The sequence below is a fragment of the Streptomyces rugosispiralis genome (assembly GCF_024505145.1).
Classification (GTDB): Bacteria; Actinomycetota; Actinomycetes; order Streptomycetales; family Streptomycetaceae; genus Streptomyces; species Streptomyces rugosispiralis.
This window is the reverse complement of record NZ_JANIAA010000007.1, coordinates 126,992-150,726: the sequence shown is the minus strand read 5'-3', so window position 1 is coordinate 150,726 and position 23,735 is coordinate 126,992. Positions and strand designations below refer to the sequence as shown.

Genomic DNA, 23,735 nt, shown 5'->3' with positions numbered 1-23,735 from the left:
TCAGCCCCCCGGCGGCCCCAGCCGTGCCGCCTTCAGCGTCATATGGAGCAGCAGCCGGTCCTCGCCCGCGTCCAGGTCGAGACCGGTCAGCTGCCGCACCCGCGAGAGCCGGTAGTACAGCGTCTGCCGGTGGATGCCCAGCCGCTGGGCGGTGCGCCCGGCCTGGCCCGCGCAGTCGAGGAAGGTCTCGGCGGTGCGGGCGAGTTCGGCGTGCGCGGGCTCGAGCAGCGGCCGTACGGCGGCGTCGGGCGGCAGCGCGGGCAGCGCGGCCAGCAGTCGGTACGGGCCGATGGCGGACCACTCCGCGACCGGGCCCAGGTGGCTGTCGGCGTGCGCCGCCCGCGCGGCGGCCAGCGCCTCCTGCCAGGCGGCGGGCAGATCCTCGAGACCGCGCCGGGGCGCGCTGACCCCGGCGGCGGCCCTGGGCGGCACCAGGCTCCCCGGGCCCCTGCCCCCCGCCGTGGCCCGGGGCGAGCGCAGCAGTTGCTCGGCCGTCGCGCGGGCCGGGTCCAGGGCCGCGGCCGCACGCAGCCGGACCAGCGCCGCCAGCCCCGCCCCGGCCGCTCCGGCCGTCCGGGCCACCCCGGGCGCCCCTGACGACCCCGCCGCCGCGTCCCCCGGCAGCGCGCACGCGGCCACGATGCCCGGCAGATGAGGCAGGCCCGGATGGTCGGCGTCCTCACCGGTCCCCGGCGTCCACGGCACCACCGCCACCAGCGCCAGCGGCCCGTCGGCCGCTCCGCGCAGCGCGGCCCGCAGCCCGGAGCGGGCGGCGTCCCGCCCGGCCGGCGGCCCGGTCAGCGCATCCCGCAGCAGCCCACCGAGCTCCTCCCCGGCCCGCGCCTCGGCCGCCAGCAGCGCCCCGATGCGATCCGCGGTCTCCATCGCGCGGGCCAGCCGGGGGTCCCGCGCGCCCGCCGGGCCGCCCAGCTCGAGATCGGCGAGATGGCCGTCGTCCAGCAGCCAGACATAGCCGTGCACCACCCCGCGGTGCCGGACGGGCAGACAGATGCGGCCCATGAACACCCCGGCCGCCGGGTCGGGCGGGATCCGCAGCGGCGCCTGCGCTCGGGCGATCCCGAACGCCTCGAACCAGGCCCGCACCGCCGCCGTCGAGCGGCGCTGGAGGATCGAGCGGGTGCGCACCGGGTCCAGCGCGGGCTCCGCCGTGTCATCGCTGTCCTCGCTGTCCTGGGCGCCGAAGGCGATCAGTGCGAAGTCGCGGTTCTCCAGGGTCGCGGGTGCCCGGAGCACCGCCGTGATCTCGTCCACCAGCTGCTGGTAGTCGTCGCGCATGGGTCCCGCCTCTTCCCGCTTTCGCCTCCCACATTCTCATACAGATGTCTGAGATCCCGGCCACGGATGCGTGACAGCTGTCGATGGTCCCGGATCCGCGCCATCCTTAAGTTTCACGGTGAGTTGTCGATGCCGTTCGTCGGCCGTCATCGTGGAGGTGCCCCGTGCTGGGACCCGTGCTGCTCGCCGCTTCGCGCAGTGCCGCCATCCGCCGTATCGTCTCGGCCGCGCCGGTCACCCGCCCGATGGTGGACCGCTTCATCGCCGGGGAACGGCTGGCCGAGTCCCTGGAGGCGGTGCGGTCGCTGGCCGCCCGTGGCCTGGACGTCACCCTGGACCATCTGGGCGAGGACGTGACCGACCGGTCCGAGGCGCTGCGCAGCCGTGACGCCTATCTGGCGCTGACCGAGGCGCTGGCCGCCGAGGGGCTCGCCGGGCGCGCGGAGATGTCCGTGAAGCTCTCCGCCTTCGGCCAGGCGCTGCCCGGGGGCCACGATCTGGCGCTGGCCAATGTGACCCCGGTCGTGGAGGCCGCCGCCGCGGCGGGCACGACGGTCACCCTCGACATGGAGGACCACACCACGGTGGACTCCACCCTCGCCATCCTCGGCGAGCTGCGCACCCGCTTCCCGCAGACCGGGGCGGTCCTCCAGTCCTATCTCTTCCGGACCGAGGACGACTGCCGGGCGCTGGCCGGGGAAGGCTCGCGGGTGCGGCTGGTGAAGGGCGCGTACAACGAGCCGGCGAGCGTCGCCCACCAGGACAAGCGCGAGGTGGACCGCTCATATGTGCGCTGTCTGAAGATCCTGATGGCCGGTGAGGGCTACCCCATGATCGGCTCGCACGATCCGCGCATGGTCGCCATCGCCCAGGATCTGGCGCACCGCCTCGGGCGCAAGCTGGACGAGTACGAGTTCCAGATGCTGTACGGGATCCGCGTGGCCGAGCAGGAGCGGCTGGTGGCGGAAGGTCACCGTATGCGGGTTTACGTCCCGTATGGCACAGACTGGTATGGGTACTTCATGCGCCGCCTCGCGGAGCGTCCCGCCAACCTCACATTCTTCCTGCGCTCGCTGGTCGGCCGCCGCTGACCGCTCCCGGGATCGCAGACCTCGTAAACCCCCGACGCCCCCGACGATCGAAGGAGACAACGGCCATCATGGACGCCGTCACCCAGGTCCCCGTGCCGGTGAACGAGCCGGTGCACACCTACGCCCCCGGCACCCCGGAGCGCGCCCGCCTCGAGACCAAGCTCAAGGAGCTCGGCGAGAACCCCATCGATCTGCCGATGACCATCGGCGGCCAGAAGCGGATGGGAGCGGGGGAGCGCTTCGACGTCGTCCAGCCGCACAAGCACGCCGCCCGCCTGGGCACCTACGCCAACGCCACTCGAGCGGACGCGCAGGACGCGATCGACGCCGCCCTGGCCGCGGCCCCGGCGTGGCGTGCGCTCAGCTTCGACGACCGCGCCGCGGTCATCCTCAAGGCAGCCGATCTGCTCTCCGGCCCCTGGCGGGAGACGCTCGCCGCGTCCACCATGCTGGGCCAGTCGAAGACCGCGCAGCAGGCGGAGATCGACACCCCGTGTGAGCTGATCGACTTCTGGCGCTTCAACGTCCACTTCGCCCGCCAGATCCTGGCCGAGCAGCCGGTGACCAACTCGCCCGGGGTCTGGAACCGCACCGACCACCGGCCGCTGGAGGGGTTCGTCTACGCGATCACCCCCTTCAACTTCTCGGCCATCGCGGGCAACCTCCCGACCGCCCCCGCCCTGATGGGCAATGTGGTGGTCTGGAAGCCGTCCCCGACCCAGACGCACGCGGCCGTGCTGCTGATGGAGCTGCTGGAGGAGGCCGGACTGCCCAAGGGCGTGATCAACCTGGTCACGGGCGACGGCAAGGAGGTCTCCGAGGTGGCGCTGGCCCACCCGGACCTCGCGGGCATCCACTTCACCGGTTCGACCCGTACCTTCCAGTACCTGTGGAAGACGGTCGGCAACAACATCGAGAACTACAAGACCTATCCGCGGCTGGTCGGCGAGACCGGCGGCAAGGACTTCATCGTCGCCCACCCGTCGGCCGACCCGGCGGTGCTGAAGACGGCGATGACCCGCGGCGCCTTCGAGTTCCAGGGCCAGAAGTGCTCCGCGGCCTCCCGTGCCTATGTGCCGCGCTCCCTGTGGGAGAACGGCCTCAAGGAGGAGTTCGCCACCGAGGTCAACGGGCTGACCATGGGCGATGTGGCCGACCTCGGCAACTTCATGGGCGCGGTCATCGACGAGCGCGCCTTCGCCAAGAACAAGGCGGCGATCGACCGGGCGAAGTCCGACCCCACGGTCGAGGTCGTCGCGGGCGGCTCCTACGACGACAGCGAGGGCTGGTTCGTCCGCCCGACCGTGCTGGTCTCCACCGACCCGGAGAACGAGATCTTCAAGGACGAGTACTTCGGCCCGATCCTCGGGGTGCACGTCTACGAGGACGCGGAGTACGACGCGATGCTGCGGCAGATGGAGTCGGCCGCCCCGTACGGGCTGACCGGCGCCGTCATCGCCCAGGACCGCGCGGCGGCGGCCGCCGCCTGTGAGGCGCTGCGCTTCGCGGCCGGCAACTTCTACATCAACGACAAGCCGACCGGTGCCGTCGTCGGCCAGCAGCCCTTCGGCGGCGGCCGCGCGTCCGGCACCAACGACAAGGCGGGCGCCAAGCAGAACCTGATGCGCTGGACCTCCACCCGCTCCATCAAGGAGACCCTGGTGCCGCCGACCGAGTACCGCTACCCGCACATGGGCTGACCCTCGAGCCCCGGCGACCGCGCCCCCGGACCACGCTGAAGTGGTCCGGGGGCGCGGTGGTGTGCGGGGGCGCGTCGGGGGAAATCTGTGGACGCCCGATACGCGGCGGTGCTAGCGTCAACCAGTCAAGTAGGCACTATTTACCGCAGTTTACGTGGGTAACCAGGCGCGGGAACGCCCACGGACTTGCGATCGGCCGCCGTTGGTCGAGGCCGGACGGGGGTCGGCCTCGATCACCGGCGCGGCGCCGACAGAAGATCACCCTGGGTCAGTGGCCGATGTCATGCTGTTCGCGTCTCAGATAGTAGGACGTCCGACTAATTGTGCAGACACTGACGCTCCGCTGCCTTACTTTTGTGGAAGCCGAACGTCTCGCTGCATCCAGCGATGGCGGCCGCGGCCGGTGCACATCGCGCAGGCGACCCCTGCCGCACCCAGGCCCCCGCCCTTCCGGCAGCCACCTTCTCGGGGAGCTTTCCTTCCTCCCGGGCGTCCTCCGGGGGTTCAGCAGAGGAGATGTGATCATGGCCGAGACGACTGTCCGCAGGATCCGCCGCAAGACCGACAACACCGACCGCAAGAAGGCGGCCGCAGCGCTCCAGCGCGCCCTCGACCGCCGGGACAACGGCGGCGCGACCGGTCACTGACGCCGGGGCCGGGTGACCTCGAAGCGGTCGACCCGCTCGCCCGACTCCGCCAGGGCCGTGACCGTGAGCCTGGGGCGGGTGCCCGGCTCGACCTCCACCGCGAGGAACGAGAAGCCGGTGTAGCGGACCCGGGACCAGTCGGCACTGTCCCGGTTCTTCTCGCCGTCCTTCGTCCAGTGGTAGGTCTTCACCTCGTCGAGGTCCTTGACGTGCCCCTCGTAGCTGTCGGGCACCGGGAACTCGTAGAGCTTCGCGCCCGCCCCGCCCGCCGTCACATAGACGATCCCGTCGCGTACCGCGTCGGCGCCGCCCTCCACCGGGACCCGGCGGGCGACCTTGCCGCCCCGGAGGGCGTCGGTCCGCTCGTAGACGTGGTTGTGGCCGTTGATGACCAGGTCCACCTGGTGCTTGTCGAACAGCGGCACCCACGCGTCGCGCACCCCGCCGTCCGAGGCGTGGGCGCTGGTGGTGGAGTAGGCGCAGTGGTGGAAGAAGACCACCAGGAAGTCGATGCCGGGCCGCTTGCGCAGCTCCGCCAGCTTCCGGTCCAGCCAGCGGGTCTGCGCCCCGTCCGTGTACCCCTTGTTAACCGGCATCTCGTACGACACGTCATTGGCGTCCAGGGCGACCACGCCCACGTTCCCGTAGACGAACGAGTAGACGCCGGGCGCCTTGCGCGGATCCGGGCCGTTTTCCGGCAGCGACCAGCGGGCCAGCTGGCCGCCGTAGCCGTCGGGGGAGTACCACGCCTCCATGTCGTGGTTCCCGGTCGTCACCATCCATGGCACGCTCGCCGCGACCGAGTCGGTCTGGGCGAGGAAGGAGTCCCAGACCCGGGCGTCGTAGAGGTCGGACTTCTTTCCGTGGCCGGTGGTGTCCGCGTAGCACAGGTCCCCGGCGTGCAGATGGAACGACGGGTTCTGGCCGAGGATCAACTGGTCGTTGGCGAGCGCGTCATAGCTCACCCCCTGGTCCCCGAAGGCGGTGAAGACGAACTTCCCGGGCCGGTCCGGCGCGGTGCGGAAGGTGCCCACGGAGGCGAAGTGGCGCGGCTCGGCCGGGTCGCGGTCCGCGTGCCCGACGCCGTAGTAGTAGGTGACCCCCGGGCGCAGGTCGTCCACCGCGGCGTGCAGATAGAACTGGTCGACCGCGGGCAGCTCGTCGCTCAGCGACGGGGTGTGCAGATGGCGCACCTCGGCCTCGACCTTGCGGGTGAGCTCCAGCGGGCTGGTGCCGATCCGCACATACGGCTTGCGCACCGCGAACGGCACCTGCCAGGAGATCCGCATCTGGGTCCGCGGATCGGCGCCGAAGGCCAGATGGCGGCCGAACGGGGCGACCAGCGCGCCGTCCACCGTGGCGGTCCCCGGCCCCGGGCCGGGGGCCGCCGCCGGCTTGGGGCCGGCGGCGCACGCCGCGCCGCCCAGCAGCCCGGCGCCCGCGACCGTGCTCGCCGTGGCGGCGCCCCCGCGCAGCACCCGGCGGCGGGAGAGCCGGGCCCGCAGATACTCGTGCCGCTCCGCCATGGTCATCCGCTGGGCGAGCCGCTCCGGTACGCCGAACCGTGGTGTGTCCATGGACCGGAATGTCCCCCGAGCGGTCAACGGCGCCCCGTACCGGGGGTGAACGGATGATTGCCGCTGGGTGGCCGTCCGAATGGTGGAATGCCTATGTCAATCCATGGGACGAGCGGTAGGGTCCGGGTATGTCTCGCAGCATTCGCCTCGCAGTGATCCCCGGTGACGGTATCGGCCAGGAAGTCGTGGCCCAGGGCCTGAAGGTCCTCTCCGCCGCCCTTCCGCAGGACGTGAAGCTGGAGACCCGTAGTTACGACCTCGGCGCCCGGCGCTGGCACGCCACCGGCGACACCCTGCCGGACGCGGACCTGGAGTCGCTGAAGGACCACGACGCGATCCTGCTCGGCGCCATCGGCGACCCGTCGGTGCCGTCGGGCGTGCTCGAGCGCGGGCTGCTGCTCAAGCTGCGCTTCGCCTTCGACCACTACGTCAACCTGCGTCCGTCGAAGCTCTTCCCGAACACTCCGAGCCCGCTGGCCGGCCGCCCCGACATCGACTTCGTGGTGGTCCGCGAGGGCACCGAGGGCCCGTACGTGGGCAATGGCGGCTCGATGCGTACCGGCACCCCGGACGAGGTCGCCACCGAGGTCAGCCTGAACACCGCCCACGGGGTCGAGCGGGTGGTCCGGGACGCCTACGAGCGGGCCAACGCCCGTCCGCGCAAGAAGCTGACCCTCGTGCACAAGAACAACGTCCTGGTGCACGCCGGCCACCTGTGGAAGAACATCTTCGACCGGGTCGGCCAGGAGTACCCCGAGGTCGCCACCGACTATCTGCATGTCGACGCCGCGACGATCTTCTTCGTCACCCAGCCGGAGCGGTTCGACGTGATCGTCACCGACAACCTCTTCGGTGACATCCTTACCGACCTCGCCGCCGCCGTCACCGGCGGTATCGGGCTCGCCGCGAGTGGCAACATCAACCCCTCCGGCGCCTTCCCGTCGATGTTCGAGCCGGTCCACGGCTCCGCGCCGGACATCGCGGGCACCGGCAAGGCCGACCCGACGGCGACCGTGCTGTCGGTGGCCCTGCTGCTGTCGCACCTCGGCTACGGGGACGAGGCGGCCCGTATCGAGACCGCCGTCGCCTCCGACCTCGCCGAGCGGGACGCGGCCGCGCCGCGCACCACCGACGAGATCGGCGACGCGCTCGCCGCCCGAGTATCCGGCTGACCCCAGCCTGTGCCAGCGCGCGGCTGGGTGCGACCATCGACCTTGGGCCGCGCGTTGCACAACGCTCACTTCTTCGGCCTCACCTAGGAGATAATCCCCGGTGGGGCCGCTGTGTGAAGAAGAGCTTGGACGTCCTAGTACCGCTTGCGGGCAGGATGGTGTGAGCGCGGTCCGCCACAACCAAAGGTGAAGGACTACCTGCCATGACGACGCCCACGATCGAGCTCAAGCCCTCCTCCCACCCCCTGCCCGCCGCCGAGCGGGAGAAGATCCTGGCCAACCCCGGATTCGGCCGCCACTTCACCGATCACATGGTGACGGTCAAGTGGACGGAGGGTCGTGGTTGGCACGAGGCCCAGCTCGTGCCGTACGCCGCGCTCTCGCTCGACCCGGCGAACATGACGCTGCACTACGCCCAGACGATCTTCGAGGGGCTCAAGGCGTACCGCCGGCCCGACGGCACCGTGGCCACGTTCCGCCCCGACCAGAACGCCGAGCGGTTCCAGACGTCCGCGCGCCGCATGGGCATGCCGGAGCTCCCCGTCGACACGTTCATCGCGGCGTGTGACGCGTTGGTCACCCAGGACAAGGCATGGGTGCCGGGCCACGGGGAGCAGTCCCTGTACCTGCGGCCCTTCATGTTCGCCACCGAGGTCGGGCTCGGTGTCCGGCCCTCGAACGAATTCCTCTTCGTGGTGATCGCCTCCCCGGCCGGGGCCTACTTCCCCGGCGGTGTGCGGCCGGTCTCGGTCTGGCTCTCGGAGGAGTACGTCCGCGCGGCGCCCGGCGGCACCGGCGCGGCCAAGACGGGCGGCAACTACGCGGCCTCCCTGGTCGCCCAGGCGCAGGCCGCCGAGCAGGGCTGTGACCAGGTGGTCTGGCTGGACGCGATCGAGCGCCGCTGGATCGAGGAGATGGGCGGGATGAACCTGTACTTCGTGTACGGGGACCGCATCGTGACCCCCGAGCTGTCCGGTTCGCTGCTGCCGGGGATCACCCGCGCCTCGCTGCTGGAGATCGCCGCCGACCTCGGCTACGAGGTCACCGAGGGCCGGATCTCCGTCGACGACTGGCGCGAGGGCAACGCCGACGGCACCCTCACCGAGGTCTTCGCCTGCGGTACGGCGGCCGTGATCACCCCGGTCGGCTCGGTCAAGTCCGCCCGAGCGAACTGGACGGTGGCCGACGGGGAGCCGGGCGAGGTGACCATGCGGCTGCGCAAGGCGCTGCTGGACATCCAGACCGGCGCCGCCCCGGACCCGCATGGCTGGATGCACCCCCTGGGCTGACCTTCTGGGCTGCCCTTCGGGCCTGGGCCGCCCCCCGGCGTCACCTCGTTGACGCCGGGGGTTCGCATGCTGAGACGGATGAGAGGGCGGGGGCGGAATGTGCCAGACTGCCTCCGTGCTCTCGTTCGCCATGATTATTGGCAGCAGGCGCGCCGGTCCGCAGTGACCGCCCGTACGACCCGGTACGGGGCGGCCACCGTGCCCCAGACCCGCGCGCAGACCTCTCGCACCCGCGAGGGGTCTTTTCGTTTTCCGGACCATCCCGCCGGACGCGAAGCGTGAGGGATCATAGGAAGGCGCGGAACCGGATATTCCGGTAGACCGAGATCCATCCGACAGGAGCCAGACCAACCATGAAGGATCTGCCCGACGACGGCTTCCACGTCTTCGACACCACCCTGCGCGACGGAGCGCAGCGCGAGGGCATCAACCTCACGGTCGCGGACAAGCTGACCATCGCCCGTCACCTGGACGACTTCGGCGTGGGCTTCATCGAGGGCGGCTGGCCCGGCGCCAACCCGCGCGACACGGAGTTCTTCGCCCGGGCCCGCGCCGAGATCGACTTCAAACACGCCCAGCTGGTGGCGTTCGGCGCCACCCGTAAGGCAGGGGTGCGCGCCGAGGACGACGCCCAGGTCAAGGCGTTGCTGGAGTCCGGGGCGCCGGTGATCACCCTGGTGGCGAAGTCCCACGACCGCCATGTGGAGCTGGCCCTGCGCACCACGCTCGAGGAGAACCTCGCGATGGTCCGCGAGACCGTCGCCTATCTGCGGTCCCAGGGCCGCCGGGTCTTCCTCGACTGCGAGCACTTCTTCGACGGCTACCGCGCCAACGCCGGCTACGCCAAGCAGGTCGTCTCCGCCGCCCACGAGGCGGGCGCCGAGGTGGTGATCCTCTGCGACACCAACGGCGGCATGCTCCCCGGCCAGATCGACGCGGTGGTCCGCACCGTGCTGGCCGACACCGGGGCGCGGCTGGGCATCCACGCCCAGGACGACACCGGCTGCGCGGTCGCCAACACCCTCGCCGCCGTGGACGCGGGCGCCACCCACGTCCAGTGCACGGCCAACGGCTACGGCGAGCGGGTGGGCAACGCCAACCTCTTCCCGGTCGTCGCGGCCCTGGAGCTCAAGTACGGCCGCCGGGTGCTGCCGGAGGGCGCCCTGGGGGAGATGACCCGGATCTCGCACGCGATCGCCGAGGTCGTCAATCTGACGCCGTCCACTCACCAGCCCTATGTGGGTGTTTCCGCCTTCGCCCACAAGGCCGGGCTGCACGCCTCCGCGATCAAGGTCGACCCGGATCTGTACCAGCACATCGACCCCGAGCGGGTCGGCAACACCATGCGGATGCTCGTCTCCGACATGGCCGGCCGGGCCTCGATCGAGCTCAAGGGCAAGGAGCTGGGCATCGACCTCGGCGGCGACCGGGCGCTGGTGGGCCGGATCGTGGAGCGGGTCAAGGAGCGGGAGCTCGCGGGCTACACCTACGAGGCCGCCGACGCCTCCTTCGAGCTGCTGCTGCGCCAGGAGGTCGAGGGCCGTCCCCGCCGCTTCTTCCGCGTCGAGTCCTGGCGGGCGATCGTCGAGGACCGCCCGGACGGCACCCACGCCAACGAGGCCACCGTGAAGCTGTGGGCCAAGGGTGAGCGGATCGTCGCCACGGCGGAGGGCAACGGCCCGGTGAACGCCCTGGACCGGGCGCTGCGGGTGGGGCTGGAGCGGATCTATCCGCAGCTGGCGACGATGGAGCTGGTGGACTACAAGGTCCGCATCCTGGAAGGCAAGCACGGCACCGAGTCCACGACCCGGGTGCTGGTCTCCACCGCGGACGGCCAGGGGGAGTGGTCGACGGTGGGCGTCGGGGAGAACGTGATCGCCGCGTCCTGGCAGGCCCTGGACGACGCCTACGCCTACGGGCTGCTGCGGGCCGGGGTGGACCCGCAGGAGTGACGCCGGCCGGACTGCGGAATATGCGGATGATGCGGCTCCGGCGGCCGCCGGAGTAGGGTTCGGGGAGCGGAGCGCGGGCCGACGTGCTCCGTTGCCCGATCCGGCCGCACGGCCGCTCCGGCGGACGGCGCCCATCCGGGTGGTCGCGCCCGCCCCCCGCACCGTCACAGCCTGGAGGTTTGTGGGGTGCCGACAGGGGCGATAGTCCTTTAGGACACCAGGTAGTGAGAAAGCCGCTGTCCAGTTCTGTTCCGCCTGCCCACCAAAACGCCCCTGACGTTGTAGGGAATTGACATGCGTTTCCGGGGGTCCGGGAACGTACCGTCATTGCATGACCAATCTCGAAGGTGCGCCTGCTGAGGCGAGTGACGTTCGCGGGCGCGTCGCCGAGCTGCACGCGATTCGCGAGCAGGCTCGGCGCGGCCCGAGCGAGCGGGCGACCGAGGCTCAGAAGGCCAAGGGGAAGCTGACGGCTCGCGAGCGGATCGATCTGCTGCTTGACGAGGGGTCCTTCAACGAAGTGGAGCCGCTGCGGCGGCATCGTGCGACCGGGTTCGGTCTCGAGGCCAAGAAGCCTTACACCGACGGTGTCGTCACCGGCTGGGGGACCGTCCACGGACGGACGGTGTTCGTCTACGCACACGACTTCAGGATCTTCGGCGGGGCGCTGGGGGAGGCCCACGCGACCAAGATCCACAAGATCATGGACATGGCCATCTCGGCCGGGGCGCCGCTGGTGTCCCTCAACGACGGCGCCGGCGCCCGTATCCAGGAGGGCGTCTCGGCGCTCGCCGGTTACGGCGGCATCTTCCAGCGGAACACCAAGGCGTCCGGTGTCATCCCCCAGATCAGCGTGATGCTCGGCCCGTGCGCGGGCGGCGCGGCGTACTCCCCGGCGCTGACGGACTTCGTCTTCATGGTCCGGGAGACCTCGCAGATGTTCATCACCGGACCCGATGTGGTCCAGGCGGTGACGGGCGAGAAGGTCAGCCAGAACGGACTGGGCGGCGCGGATGTGCACGCCGAGACCTCGGGTGTGTGTCACTTCGCCTACGACGACGAGGAGACCTGCCTCGAGGAGGTCCGCTACCTCCTGTCGCTGCTGCCGCAGAACAACCGCGAGAACCCGCCGACCGTCGAGTCCGACGACCCGGCCTCCCGGCGCGGCGACTCGCTGCTGGACCTCGTCCCGGCCGACGGCAACCGGCCGTACGACATGCGCAAGGTCATCGAGGAGATCGTCGACGACGGTGAGTACCTCGAGGTCCACGAACGCTGGGCGACCAACATCATCTGCGCGCTGACCCGGCTCGACGGCCAGGTGGTCGGCATCATCGCCAACCAGCCGCAGTCGCTGGCCGGGGTGCTGGACATCGAGGCGTCGGAGAAGTCCGCGCGCTTCATCCAGATGTGCGACGCCTTCAACATCCCGCTGGTCACCTTCCTCGACGTGCCCGGCTTCCTGCCCGGTGTGGACCAGGAGCACGGCGGGATCATCCGGCACGGCGCCAAGATGCTGTACGCGTACTGCAACGCCACCGTGCCGCGGATCTCCGTCATCCTGCGCAAGGCGTACGGCGGCGCCTACATCGTGATGGACTCCCAGTCCATCGGGGCCGACCTGACCTACGCCTGGCCGACCAACGAGATCGCGGTGATGGGTGCCGAGGGCGCCGCCAACGTGATCTTCCGCCGTCAGATCGCCGGCGCCGACGACCCCGAGGCCATGCGCGCCCGCATGGTCAAGGAGTACAAGTCCGAGCTGATGCACCCGTACTACGCGGCCGAGCGGGGGCTGGTCGACGATGTGATCGACCCGACCGAAACCCGTGAGGTCCTCATCCGCTCCCTGGCGATGCTGCGCGACAAGCACGCCGACCTGCCGTCCCGCAAGCACGGCAACCCGCCGCAGTAACCCTCACGTTCATGACCTCGCGCGGGACCCGCGCGACAAGGGAGAAGAGAACACCGTGAGCACACCCAGCGATATCGCCGATCCCGCCGCCGCGGCGGCGGCCACCCTGGTCCGGGTCGAGAAGGGTCACGCCGACGCCGAGGAACTCGCCGCGGTCACCGCGGTGCTGCTCGCCCGCGCGGCCGCCGGCACCCACCGGACCGCCGGCTCCACCCGCCCGAGCCGCAGCGCCGCCCGCTGGCGCCGGCTGGAGCGCCGCCCGGCGTTCAGCGCGCCGCACAGCTGGCAGGGCTGAGCCCACCGGCGCCGGGGGCCGAGCGCCCACCGGCGCCGCCGCGGAAACGCCCCAAGCCGCGGAAACGCACAAATCCCCTGTTCTCCTTCGGAGAGCAGGGGATTTTGGCTTCCGCGGGCGGCCTCGGCTACCGCAGCCGGGCCATCAGCGCGTGCTCGACCAGGGTGATCAGCGCGCTCTTGGCCTCGCTGCGGTGGCGGGCATCGGTGGTGATGATCGGCGCGTCGGGGCCGATCTGCAGGGCCTCGCGGACCTCTTCGGGGTTGTAGGGCTGGTGCCCGTCGAAGCCGTTGAGGGCGATGACGAACGGCAGCCCGGAGTTCTCGAAGTAGTCGACCGCCGGGAAGCAGTCGGCGAGGCGGCGGGTGTCCACCAGGACGACCGCGCCGATGGCACCCCGGACCAGGTCGTCCCACATGAACCAGAAGCGGTCCTGGCCGGGCGTGCCGAACAGGTACAGGATCAGGTCCTGGTCCAGCGTGATGCGGCCGAAGTCCATGGCCACCGTGGTGGTGGTCTTGTCCGGCGCGTGGGTGAGATCGTCGATCCCCGCCGAGGCGGAGGTCATCACGGCTTCGGTGCGCAGCGGGTTGATCTCCGAGACCGCGCCGACGAACGTGGTCTTGCCCACGCCGAAGCCGCCCGCCACCACGATTTTCGCGGAGGTGGTGGAGCGGGCTGCACCGCTAGAGCTTGCGAAGTCCACTGAGCACCCTTTCGAGCAGTGTCACGTCAGGCTGACCGCCGGCGGACTCGTCGCCGCCGGGCTGATGGATCGCGACGAGCCCCGCCTCGGCCAGGTCGGCTACGAGGATGCGGGCTACGCCGAGAGGAATGGTGAGCAGTGCGGAGATCTCGGCGACCGACTTGATCTCGCGGCACAGTTGGCAGATCCGCTGGTGCTCGGGCAGTTGGCCCTGGAGCTGAGCGGGGTCGGCCGTGGTGTGCACCAGCGCCTCGATGGCGAGCTGGTACCGGGGCCGGGTCCGGCCCCCTGTCATGGCGTACGGGCGCACCAGAGGGTTATGAGTGCCGCCCGCGGGGGAGGAAGGTTCCGGGGCGGGGCGCTCAGGCGGCTGTACGGGCTCGATACGGGGCGCGGGCGGCGCGTCGTACCAGGATCCCTCCGACGGTCCGGGAGGCGCGTAGGAGGGCGTGTACGGCTGTTGCTGGGGCCGCTGCGGCTGCCGCCGCGGGGGCTGCTGCTCCCGCTGGGGCTCCGGCTGCTGTGGAGAGCGGGCCTGGCGGCTGGGTGCGGAGGGGAAGTTGTAGCGCTTCACTGGGCCCTCTCCGCGCGGCTCGGACGGCTGCCCGTGGGCGTACGGATATCCGCTAGGGGGCGTTGCCACGTGTCCTCCTCCAACTCGCCTGTCTTGCCGGTCGCGCCACCGCACCCTATGGCGCGGTGGCGCGAAACGCACTCCATGTTTGCTAGTTGAGAAGACTGCCCTGCAATTCCGCGCGGAGATCCGGGGTGAGGACGTTGCCCGCGCGATCGACCAGCAGGGCCATCTCGTAGCCGACGAGGCCGATGTCGCACTCGGGGTGGGCGAGCACGGCGAGGGAGGATCCGTCGGAGATGGACATGATGAAGAGGAAGCCTCGTTCCATTTCGACGACGGTCTGGTTGACCACGCCGCCTTCGAAGATGCGGGAGGCTCCGGAGGTGAGCGAGGTCAGGCCGGAGGCCACCGCCGCCAGTTGATCGGCTCGGTCACGGGGGAAGCCTTCGGACATCGCCAGAAGGAGTCCGTCGGCGGAGACCACCACCGTGTGGGACACCCCGGGGGTGTTGTCCACGAAGTTCGTGATCAACCAGTTCAGGTTCTGCGCCGCCTGGCTCATCGGGCTCACACTAACGCTCCTGATCGTAGGTGCTGCCGGGGCCGAAGCCCTGTTGGTCATGCTGGTCACGCCCGGGGGTCCCGGATCTCGCGTCGCGCCCCCGCTGGACGCCGCGGCGCAGGTTGCTCAGCCTGCCGCGGACGTCCTCCGGGGCGCGGGAGACCTGGGGGCCGCCCTGTCCGGTCGGCTCCGCGGCGCCCTCGACCAGATTGGCCTTGGGCACCCGGCGGGGCAGGCCGGACGATGTGACTCCGCCGGCCGTCGGCTCCCGCAGCCGCTCGGCACGGTGCCAGCGCTGGTCGTTCTCCGACTGCCACGGGGCACCGTCCTCCTGCTGCTGGGGAGCCTGATAGGGCCGCTCCGGCGCCGCGGGCGCCGCCGGGTCCCCGACCATCCCCTGTGCCCCCGTCTCCCCGGACGGCTGCCACTGCTTGTCACGACGCGGAAGCCCGGCGTCGGTCATCGAGTGGATTCCGCTCGGGGAAGGGCCCGGACGGTGGAACTCTACGCGGTCCCGAGAAACTTCGGGAGCGCTGGGTCCTGATTCCGCTTCGGTCCCGAACTGCGACGCGAAGGGCATCTCGAAAGATCCGGAATCGCCCCACTCTCCCTGCTGAGAGGGTGAGTTGTAGCCGATATACGGCTGCTGTTCGGATTCCGTTTGAGTTGTGTAATCCGCTTCCGGTTGCGTAAAGGCGGAATTCTGGTACGAGGACTGCGCCAACGGATTGGAGGCGGCCTGGTCATGCCGCGGATCCTGCTCGGGCGGGGTGGCCCCCATTCCGCTGTACTGACCCTGGAACTGGTTCTGCCCCTGGTCCCGGTCGTAGGCGGAGTCGTCGAAGCCCAGCTCGGCGGCGGTGCGCGAGGACAGCTCGCCGACGTCCTCGTAGACGGGCGCGGGCCGCGGCTCGGGGACGATCCGGGAGACCGTGAAGTCGTCCTGGGGCAGCTCCTCGCCGCCACCGCCGTGGGTGATCGCCTCGGGCAGCATCACCAGCGAGGTGGTGCCCGTCTGTTCCCCGGAGGGGCGCAGCTGGACCCGGATGCCGTGCCGGTCGGCGAGGCGGCCGACCACGAACAGGCCCATGCGCTGGGACACCGAGGCGTCCACCGTCGGCGGATTGGCCAGCTTGTGGTTGATGTCGGCGAAGTCCTCGGCGGTGAGGCCGATGCCCTTGTCGTGGATCTCCACCACCACCCGGCCGTCGGGCAGCCGGGTCGAGGTGACCCGCACCTTGGTGTGCGGGGAGGAGAAGGTCGTGGCGTTCTCCAGCAGCTCGGCCAGGAGGTGCACCAGGTCGGTCACCGCGGTGCCGTGGATCTCGCTCTCGGAGACCCCGGCCAGCTCGATCCGCTCGTAGGACTCCACCTCGGAGGAGGCGGCCCGCAACACGTCGATCAGCGGCACCGGCTGGTTCCACCGGCGGCCGGGCTCCTCGCCCGCGAGGATCAGGAGGTTCTCGCCGTTGCGCCGCATGCGGGTGGCCAGGTGGTCCAGCCGGAAGAGGTGCTCCAGCTGGTCCGGATCGGCCTCCCGGTTCTCCAGTTCGGAGATCAGGGTCAGCTGCCGCTCGATCAGTCCCTGGTTGCGACTGGAAAGGTTTGTGAAGATCGCGTTGACGCCGCCGCGCAGCATCGCCTGCTCGGCCGCGAGCCGGATCGCCTCGCGGTGCACCTGGTCGAAGGCGCGGGCCACCTCGCCGATCTCGTCCCGGGTGTTGATCGGTATCGGGCTGACCCGGGTGTCCACCCGTCCGGGGTCGGTGCGGGAGAGCTGGTCGACCACCGCCGGCAGCCGCTTCTCGGCGACGTCGAAGGCGGCGTTGCGCAGTTGCCGCATCGAATGGCTCATCGAGCGCGCCATCCGGGCGGCCACGAAGAAGGCGGCGAGGAGCGCCAGCACCACGATCGCGCCGTTCACGATCGCATCGCGGCGGGCGTCCGAGGAGATCTGCGCCGCCTCGTCCACGGCCTTGTTCACCAGGGTCTGCTCGACGTCCCGGTAGGCGTTGAACTTGATCGTGGAGGCGTTGAACCAGGCGTCCGGGGTGATCCCCTGGGCGGCCAGCGCGGAGGGGCTCGCACCGCTGCCCACGGCCTTGATCATCTGGTCCATGCCGGGCGGCGCCGCGAACTTCTTGCCGTCCGCCTCGGCCTTACGTTTCGCCTCGGCGATTTGCGTCTGCGCACGCTTCTCGGCCGACGTGAGGGTGTCCTCGAGCCGGGTCACGTCCTGCGGGGTGCCGGCGGCCTCGAACTCCCCGAGCGCGATGCCCTCGAGGTAGACGTACGAGGTGAAGGCGGTGAGCTGGGTCTTGCGGTCGGTCGCGGACGGGCCGGGCTTCACCAGCAGATGGGTGCCGATCGAGCGCTGCAGCGACTCCGCGCCCTTGGCCAGGGATACCGCGTAGACGGTACGTCCGTATGACGTGATATTGCCGGTGCCCAGGCCCAGTTCATTGGCGAACTCGGTCAGCCCGTGCTCGACGAGGACATAGCCCTCTTCGGTCTTCACCCCGCCGAGGCGGTCGGTGTAGGCGTTCCGGCGCAGGGCGGCCAGCTGCGGTTCGGCGGCTCTGAACGCTTTGAGGCGGCGTTTCAGGGTCGGCGTCTGCGGCATGTCGGCGACGGCCTTGTCGAAATCCTTCTTCGACTCGTCGCTGGCGGCGCGGGCCCTGGCCACCGTGGCCTCGTTGGTGCCGCTGAGCAGCGGGCCCGCGGTCAAGTCGCGCTCATTGACCAGCGCGTGGGCGTAGGTGGTGGCGGCCCGGACGACCCGGGCGGTGCGCTCGGCGTCCCGCGCCTCGTTCCAGGTGGAGACCGATGAGGCGACCTGGAAGCCACCGAAGACCAGGGCGACGAGCACGGGGATGAGCAGGATCGCGTACAGCCGGCCGCGCACCCGCCAGTTCCGAGGGGAGATCCGGCCACCACTGGATGTGGGTGGCTCCGCTGCCTCGGCGGAGGACGCCGCGGTGCCTGTACGCGGCGGCGGGGTGAAGTTCCCTCGCGCATCTTGCGCGGGGTCCGGCTTGCTTCGCCTCACTCGACCAACAACCTCTCGGCATCGGCACCCGATTCGTACCGTTCCCAGCTGGGCCCTGACTGCCCAGTTCAGCGAATTCCAGCACGCCGCGCGGGTGCTTTCCAAACAGTGCGCAAAGCGGTCAGTGCGTTGTCTGGACCAGAGAAAAAAGGGGCGTTACGGCTAAGACATGTCGAATACCGAACTATTTGAGTGCGCACCGGAGCTGTGCGATCGCGCTGCGTATCGACGGCCGGTGCATATCTCTGTCGAAACGTTATGAATGACGAGCGGGCCGTGTCGTTCGACACAGCCCGCCCTACATCGGTTTTCCGACAACTTCCGGACAGTGGCCGCTACTTGAGTCGGGCCATCAGCGCATGCTCGACCAGCGTGATGAGCGCGCTCTTCGCCTCGCTGCGATGGCGCGCGTCGGTGGTGATGATGGGAGTGTCCGGGCCGATCTGCAGGGCCTCGCGGACCTCTTCGGGGTTGTAGGGCTGCTGGCCGTCGAAGCCGTTGAGGGCGATGACGAAGGGCAGTCCGGAGTTCTCGAAGTAGTCGACGGCGGGGAAGCAGTCGGAAAGCCGGCGGGTGTCCACCAGGACCACGGCGCCGATCGCGCCGCGCACCAGGTCGTCCCACATGAACCAGAAGCGGTCCTGGCCGGGCGTGCCGAACAGGTACAGGATCAGGTCGTCGTCGAGCGTGATGCGGCCGAAGTCCATCGCCACGGTCGTCGTGGTCTTGTCCTGGACGTGGCTCAGATCGTCGATCCCCGCCGAGGCGGAGGTCATCACGGCTTCGGTGCGCAGCGGATTGATCTCCGAGACCGCGCCGACGAACGTGGTCTTGCCCACGCCGAAGCCGCCCGCCACCACGATTTTCGCCGAGGTGGTCGCGCGGGCGGGGGGAGCGCCGCTAGAGCTTGCGAAGTCCACTGAGCACCCTTTCGAGCAGTGTCACGTCCGGAGTACCGCCCGCTTCCGAACCGCCCCCGGGCTGGTGGATCGCCACCATGCCGGCCTCCGCCAGGTCCGCCACCAGGATGCGTGCCACGCCCAGGGGGATGTTCAGCAGCGCCGAGACCTCGGCGACCGACTTGACCTCCTGGCACAGGTGGCAGATCCGCTGGTGCTCGGGAAGGAGCCCCTGCAGATGCATGGGGTCGGCCGTGGTGCTGACCAGCGCCTCGATGGCGAGCTGGTAGCGGGGCCGGGTCCGGCCACCGGTCATGGCATAGGGGCGCACCAATGGCTGGTCGCCTTCACCCCCGTACGGCGATTGGTGATGGCCGCCGTACGGGCCGGGCGAGGCGGGGGGCGGGGTCATGGATCCTCCGGTCGGACAACAAGGTGACGGTGGTGCCGTCGGTCGGTGCCGGTGGGGGGCCGCCCGGCCGTGTGGCCGGGCGGGCGGGCGTCGGATGGTCGTTGGTTCAGTTCAGCAGGCTGCCCTGCAGTTCGGCACGCAGGTCCGGGGTGAGGACGTTGCCCGCGCGATCGACCAGCAGGGCCATCTCGTAGCCGACGAGGCCGATGTCGCACTCGGGGTGGGCGAGCACGGCGAGGGAGGATCCGTCGGAGATGGACATGATGAAGAGGAAGCCTCGTTCCATTTCGACGACGGTCTGGTTGACCACGCCGCCTTCGAAGATGCGGGAGGCTCCGGAGGTGAGCGAGGTCAGGCCGGAGGCCACCGCCGCCAGTTGATCGGCTCGGTCACGGGGGAAGCCTTCGGACATCGCCAGAAGGAGTCCGTCGGCGGAGACCACCACCGTGTGGGACACCCCGGGGGTGTTGTCCACGAAGTTCGTGATCAACCAGTTCAGATTCTGCGCCGCCTGGCTCATCGGGCTCAACTAACGCTCCTGCTGGTAAGTCGGGCCAATGCCGCGATCATGGTTGTCGTCGAGTCCGGTGCCGGCCCGGCGACCCTGCTGGATCCCACGACGGAGGTTGGTCAGCCTTCCGCGTACATCATCGGGCGCGCGAGACACCTGCGGCCCAGTCCTTTCGGGCTGCTGCGGCTGCTGGTGTGCGGCGCCCTCCACGAGGTTTGCGCGCGGCACCCGCCGTGGCAACCCGGACGACGTGATACCGCCGGCCGCGGGTTCGCGGATCTGCTCGGCGCGCCGCCAGCGCTCGTCGTTGTGGGGCGACGTACGCCAGTGGGAACCCGTGCTCCGGCCGCCCCGACCGGCTCCGCCCGGTCCCGCCGCGGCGCCCGATCCGGCGAAGTCCCCCGTGCCCTGGGCCGACTGCGGCTCGCGGGGCGAGAGGGGCGGTACGGCCGAGGCGGGACGGCCGGGGGTGGGCTCGGGCGCGGAGGGCGTGGACGGGAACGACCGGCCCCCGTCCTGCCGGTGCGAGTTGCCCGGGTCCAGGACCTGGTGATGCTGCCAGGTCGATTCGATGGTGTCGAAGATCGGCGTACGGCCGTCGCCGGGACCGGCGGGCGGCAGCGGGTCGTCCGGGCGCCGGCCGGACTCACCCCGGGAGTCCTGGGGCAGCGCGTACTCGCCGGGGCCGCTCATGTTCGGGCGGGGGAATTCGCCGGTGTCGCCGGGGCCGCTCATGTTCGGGCGGGGGAATTCGCCGGTGTCGCCGGGGCCGCGGCCGCCGCGCGGGGCGGCGTCCTCGAACCGGGGCTGGGCGTACTCACCGGTGTCGCCCGGTCCCTGGCCGTACTCGGGACGGGCGAACTCGCCGGTGTCGCCGGGGCCGCGGCCGTAGTCGGGGCGGTTGAACTGGCCGGTGTCGGACAGCCCCTGCCCGGCCTGCGGCCCGCCGGGCGCGCGGCGCGGCTCGAACATGCTGGGGCCGTCGGTCAGCTGCGGCAGTTCGCCGGTGTCGCCGGGGCCGCGGTTGCCGAACGGATCGCGCCGCTCCGGCGGGGTGCCGAGCTCCGGACGGGCGAACTGGCCGGTGGGCTCGTACTCGTCGTGACCGCGCGGGGTGTCCCCGGCGTCGCGCGGAGCGCCCGGCCAGTCGTCCTCGCCGGACGCGCGGCGCGCACCCCAGCTGGTGCCGGGCTGCGTGGGGGCCGGAAGCTCGGGCGCGGGGCCGCGGGTGGGCAGCTGCGGGCGGCCGCCCTGGTCGCCCCCGTCGGCCCGGGGCGGGGCCCCGGTCGGCGGGGCGACGGTCGGGTTCTCGCCGCGCGTCGGCAGCGGGGGACGGCCGGAGGGGGCGCCGGGGCCGCCCTGACCGCCGGGGCCGCCCTGCTGACCGCCGGGGCCGGAGGGGGCGTTGGTCCGGGGGCCCGGAGGCCGTCCGCCCTCGAAGAAGTTGGTGGAGCCGGACGGGGCGCCGCCCGAGGGGCCCGCACCCGCGCCGACCGGCCGGGTCGGCAGTCCGCTGCCGCCGCCGTTGCCCGGCAGCGCGGCGCGCGAACCGGACCCCGGGACCTGGCGCCGCGAGGGCGCGGAGCCGAGCAGCCCCGCGCCGCCCTGGGCACCGCCGTCGCCGGCACCCGGTGCGCCCTGGCCCGCCTTGCCGCCGGCGGCCTGCGGCGCCGGCTTCCGGCCGCCCTGGGCGACGTCGACCGGCAGCATGACCAGCGCCGTCGTACCGCCCGAGTCGGACGGCCTGAGCTGGATGCGGATGCCGTGGCGCAGCGAGAGACGGCCGACCACGAACAGACCCATGCGCCGGGAGACCGACACATCGACCGTGGGCGGGGAGGCCAGCCGCTCGTTGATCGCGGCCAGGTCCTCGGGCGAGAGCCCGATACCGGTGTCGTGGATCTCGACCAGCACCCGCCCGTCGGGCAGCGCGTGACCGGTGACCTTGACCTTGGTCTGCGGCGAGGAGAAGGAGGTGGCGTTCTCCAGCAGCTCGGCGAGCAGGTGCACGAGGTCGTTGACGACCCGGCCGGCGACCTCGGTCGCCGGGACCGAGCTGAGCTCGATGCGCTCGTACTGCTCCACCTCGGATGCGGCCGCGCGGAGCACGTCCACCAGCGGCACCGGGCGGGTCCACCGGCGGCCCGGCTCCTCGCCCGCGAGGACCAGGAGGTTCTCGCCGTTACGGCGCATGCGGGTGGCGAGGTGGTCCAGCTTGAACAGCGAGGAGAGCTGGTCCGGGTCGGCCTCGCGGCTCTCCAGCTCGGAGATGAGCGAGAGCTGGCGCTGGATGAGGCCCTGGCTGCGGCGCGAGAGGTTGGTGAACATCGCGTTGACGTTGCCCCGCAGCAGCGCCTGTTCGGCGGCCAGCCGGACCGCCTCGCGGTGCACGTCGTCGAAGGCCGCGGCCACCTTTCCGATCTCGTCCCGGCTGTGCACGCCGACGGACTCGACGGAGGTGTCCACATCCTGCGGGTCGGACTCGGAGAGATGCTTGACCAGTTCGGGCAGCCGCTTCTGGGAGACCTCCTGCGCGGTGTCCTGCAGGCGGCGCAGCGAGCGGACCATGGAGCGGGCGACGACGAAGGCACCGACCAGGGAGACGCCGAGGACCAGCAGGATCAGCGCACCGTTGAGGATCGCGTCCTGCTGGGCGGAGTCGCGGAGCTCACGAGCCTTCTGCTGCATCTCGCTGAGCAGCGTCTCCTCGATCTTGCCCATCTCTTCGATCTTGATACTGTCCTGGTCGTACCAGTCGAGATCGGTCCGCTTCTCCGCCTTGAGCCCCTCGGGGTCGCGCACCGCGCGGTCGGCGTACATGGTCGCCGCCTTGATGTCGGGGCGGCTGTCCAGCGGTTCGAGCAGGTCCTCGGAGTTGCCCTGGCGGATCTGCTTGAAGCGGCCGAGCGCCTCGTTCTCCTTGTCCACCGCGGTCCTGGCGAAGCGGCGGTCGTTGGCGGAGAAGTCGGCGCCCTTGGGGTCGGCGAGGGCGGCGCTGATGAGCGCACGCTGGATGGAGGCGTACTCCTTCGCGGAGGAGAAGGTCGCGAGCGCGCGGGTGTTGTTGATCATCGCGCGGTTGCTGGTCGCCTGCGCCATGTCCTGGGAGAGCGACAGCAACGAGTTGATCAGCTCGTTGTAGTTCTGGACCGTCAGCGAGTAGTACTGGCTGTTGTCGTAGGCCGTGTCCCGGACCTCGTTGATCTTGCCGAGCTGACGGTCGATGTTGACCAGCGTGGACTGCACACCGGCCAGCGACTGGTCACCGGGGTCGACCTGGTGGGTGGCCTCGCGGAACGCCGCGATCGCGCGGTTGGTGTCCTCGCGGGTGGATACGACCCGGTCGTCCTTGTCGTTGCCCTTGCCCGCCAGCGGACCGGCCGACTTGTCGCGCTCCTCCTGGAGCGCGCTGGCCAGCTGGGTGGCCTGCTGCGTCATCTCGGTGAGCAGCTTCATCTGGTCCAGCTGCTTGATGTTGTCCAGCGAGCCCTCGATGCGCAGCGCCCCCAGCGTGGTCGCGGCGACCACCGGGAGCGCGAGCAGCGAGACCAGTCGGGTACTGATGCGCCAGTTGCGCAGGGCCATGCGATTGCCGGGCCCGGTGGGGCCGGAGGGCTTCGCCTTGGCCGGCGGCTCCGTGGCGTCTCCGCCGCCACCACCGCCGCTGGGCGCGCTGACCCGGGTGGCGCTCTGCGTACCGGCCTCGGGGCCCTGATCGGTCAGCGTCCTGCCGTTGCCGCCCTGGGCGCGCTGGGGCGAGGCGCCGCGGTCGGTCGCGCCGCGCGGCTCCGGGTCCGCCGAAGCTTCCCCTCGGCCCTGGCGGGCCTGGGGAGCCCCCATACCATCCCTCTTGAAACGTCCCTGCACTAGCGTCGCAACCTCTGGACCAGGCGCCCCACCGGCGGAGCGGCGGAGCGGTGTCGAGTCATGGGGGACCGCGATCCCCCCTGTCGGTCGTGAGTGACCGGCGCGCATCCTTTCGTGTCGACAAGAGGAGCCCCCCGCCGCTCGGCGCCTCTCAGTTGCGCCCCCGTGCGCGCCGGTGATTCCCGCGGCGGTCCCGGGAATTCCAGCACAGTGCCGGA

18 protein-coding genes are annotated in these 23,735 nt (G+C 70.9%); 8 read left to right on the top strand and 10 right to left on the bottom strand.

Annotated features, from left to right (window positions below; genetic code table 11):
- On the bottom strand, positions 1-1,296 hold the full coding sequence (locus NP777_RS14550) for a helix-turn-helix domain-containing protein (RefSeq protein ID WP_256650555.1): 1,296 nt from the start codon (positions 1,294-1,296) through the stop codon (positions 1-3).
- A 164-nt stretch (positions 1,297-1,460) separates the two neighbouring features.
- On the opposite strand from NP777_RS14550, the gene NP777_RS14545 reads away from it, so the two are divergent.
- The 3 genes from NP777_RS14545 (at position 1,461) to NP777_RS14535 (ending at position 4,734) form a co-directional block, all read left to right on the top strand.
- A complete protein-coding gene (locus NP777_RS14545) occupies positions 1,461-2,387 on the top strand; it encodes a proline dehydrogenase family protein (protein WP_256650554.1) in 927 nt (308 codons plus the stop codon).
- 68 nt (positions 2,388-2,455) lie between these two features.
- Positions 2,456-4,087 carry an L-glutamate gamma-semialdehyde dehydrogenase gene (gene pruA, locus NP777_RS14540; RefSeq protein WP_256650553.1) on the top strand — a complete coding sequence of 544 codons (1,632 nt, stop codon included), beginning with the start codon at positions 2,456-2,458 and terminating at the stop codon, positions 4,085-4,087.
- A 524-nt stretch (positions 4,088-4,611) separates the two neighbouring features.
- Positions 4,612-4,734 carry a hypothetical protein gene (locus tag NP777_RS14535; protein ID WP_020868213.1) on the top strand — a complete coding sequence of 41 codons (123 nt, stop codon included), beginning with the start codon at positions 4,612-4,614 and terminating at the stop codon, positions 4,732-4,734.
- On the opposite strand, the gene NP777_RS14530 is transcribed toward NP777_RS14535, so the two are convergent.
- Positions 4,728-6,311: a purple acid phosphatase family protein gene (locus NP777_RS14530; protein ID WP_256650552.1), complete on the bottom strand. Its 1,584-nt coding sequence runs from the start codon at positions 6,309-6,311 to the stop codon at positions 4,728-4,730. The genes NP777_RS14535 and NP777_RS14530 overlap by 7 nt on opposite strands.
- 128 nt (positions 6,312-6,439) lie before the next feature.
- On the opposite strand from NP777_RS14530, the gene NP777_RS14525 reads away from it, so the two are divergent.
- The 5 genes from NP777_RS14525 (at position 6,440) to NP777_RS14505 (ending at position 12,934) form a co-directional block, all read left to right on the top strand.
- A complete protein-coding gene (locus NP777_RS14525; RefSeq protein WP_256650551.1) occupies positions 6,440-7,483 on the top strand; it encodes a 3-isopropylmalate dehydrogenase in 1,044 nt (347 codons plus the stop codon).
- A gap of 203 nt (positions 7,484-7,686) precedes the next feature.
- Entirely contained in the window at positions 7,687-8,772 is a 1,086-nt protein-coding gene (locus NP777_RS14520; RefSeq protein ID WP_256650550.1) for a branched-chain amino acid aminotransferase, read from the top strand.
- A gap of 353 nt (positions 8,773-9,125) precedes the next feature.
- Positions 9,126-10,724 carry a citramalate synthase gene (cimA, locus tag NP777_RS14515; protein WP_256650549.1) on the top strand — a complete coding sequence of 533 codons (1,599 nt, stop codon included), beginning with the start codon at positions 9,126-9,128 and terminating at the stop codon, positions 10,722-10,724.
- Positions 10,725-11,055: 331 nt separating this feature from the next.
- Positions 11,056-12,639: an acyl-CoA carboxylase subunit beta gene (locus NP777_RS14510; protein WP_037948515.1), complete on the top strand. Its 1,584-nt coding sequence runs from the start codon at positions 11,056-11,058 to the stop codon at positions 12,637-12,639.
- 55 nt (positions 12,640-12,694) lie between these two features.
- Positions 12,695-12,934 carry an acyl-CoA carboxylase subunit epsilon gene (locus NP777_RS14505; protein WP_078559055.1) on the top strand — a complete coding sequence of 80 codons (240 nt, stop codon included), beginning with the start codon at positions 12,695-12,697 and terminating at the stop codon, positions 12,932-12,934.
- Positions 12,935-13,061: 127 nt separating this feature from the next.
- Here the strand turns inward: NP777_RS14505 and NP777_RS14500 are convergent, their stop codons facing one another.
- The 8 genes from NP777_RS14500 to NP777_RS14465 all read right to left on the bottom strand — a co-directional run bounded on the left by NP777_RS14500 (position 13,062) and on the right by NP777_RS14465 (position 23,490).
- Positions 13,062-13,640, bottom strand: a complete 579-nt coding sequence (locus NP777_RS14500; protein ID WP_075200410.1) for a GTP-binding protein — start codon at positions 13,638-13,640, stop codon at positions 13,062-13,064.
- Positions 13,621-14,283, bottom strand: coding sequence for a DUF742 domain-containing protein (locus NP777_RS14495; RefSeq protein WP_121824878.1), 663 nt, complete (start codon positions 14,281-14,283; stop codon positions 13,621-13,623). Before NP777_RS14495 ends, NP777_RS14500 begins: the two co-directional genes overlap by 20 nt.
- An 82-nt stretch (positions 14,284-14,365) precedes the next feature.
- Positions 14,366-14,779, bottom strand: coding sequence for a roadblock/LC7 domain-containing protein (locus NP777_RS14490; RefSeq protein WP_020868201.1), 414 nt, complete (start codon positions 14,777-14,779; stop codon positions 14,366-14,368).
- Positions 14,780-14,789: 10 nt separating this feature from the next.
- Complete coding sequence (locus NP777_RS14485) at positions 14,790-17,828, bottom strand: nitrate- and nitrite sensing domain-containing protein (RefSeq protein ID WP_256650548.1); 3,039 nt, start codon at positions 17,826-17,828, stop codon at positions 14,790-14,792.
- 335 nt (positions 17,829-18,163) lie between these two features.
- Positions 18,164-18,748, bottom strand: coding sequence for a GTP-binding protein (locus NP777_RS14480; protein ID WP_256650547.1), 585 nt, complete (start codon positions 18,746-18,748; stop codon positions 18,164-18,166).
- Positions 18,729-19,139, bottom strand: coding sequence for a DUF742 domain-containing protein (locus tag NP777_RS14475; protein ID WP_256650546.1), 411 nt, complete (start codon positions 19,137-19,139; stop codon positions 18,729-18,731). Before NP777_RS14475 ends, NP777_RS14480 begins: the two co-directional genes overlap by 20 nt.
- A gap of 106 nt (positions 19,140-19,245) precedes the next feature.
- On the bottom strand, positions 19,246-19,659 hold the full coding sequence (locus tag NP777_RS14470; RefSeq protein WP_020868201.1) for a roadblock/LC7 domain-containing protein: 414 nt from the start codon (positions 19,657-19,659) through the stop codon (positions 19,246-19,248).
- Between the two features lie 9 nt (positions 19,660-19,668).
- Positions 19,669-23,490 (bottom strand): nitrate- and nitrite sensing domain-containing protein, encoded by a 3,822-nt coding sequence (locus NP777_RS14465; RefSeq protein WP_256650545.1) that lies wholly within the window; start codon positions 23,488-23,490, stop codon positions 19,669-19,671.
- Positions 23,491-23,735 lie beyond the last annotated feature (245 nt).